The organism is Tritonibacter sp. SIMBA_163, from assembly GCF_046535935.1.
Taxonomy (GTDB): domain Bacteria; phylum Pseudomonadota; class Alphaproteobacteria; order Rhodobacterales; family Rhodobacteraceae; genus Epibacterium; species Epibacterium scottomollicae.
This window is the reverse complement of the sequence record NZ_JAWJBP010000616.1, coordinates 1-264: the sequence shown is the minus strand read 5'-3', so window position 1 is coordinate 264 and position 264 is coordinate 1. Positions and strand designations below refer to the sequence as shown.

Genomic DNA, 264 nt, shown 5'->3' with positions numbered 1-264 from the left:
AAAGACGAGGCTGTCGGCCCGGTCGAGCATGCCGCCATGCCCTTCGATCATGTGGCCCCAGTCCTTCACGCCGCGATCGCGCTTGATGGCAGAGGCGACAAGCCCGCCGAAGAAGCCCATGATGCAGGATGCGGCCGCAAGGGCGCCCGCCTGGAGCGGCGAAAACGGCGTCAGCCAGGCAAGCCCCGCCCCCAGAAGCGATGCCGCCGCAACCCCGCCGACAAAGCCTTCCCAGGTCTTTGACGGCGATATGCTGGGCGCGAT

The 264-nt window shown here is 67.4% G+C and carries 1 protein-coding gene; it reads right to left on the bottom strand.

The annotated features are described in order from the left end of the window. A partial coding sequence (locus tag R0J92_RS23770) for a phosphatidate cytidylyltransferase (protein ID WP_411053485.1) occupies window positions 1-264 on the bottom strand: 264 nt, incomplete at both ends.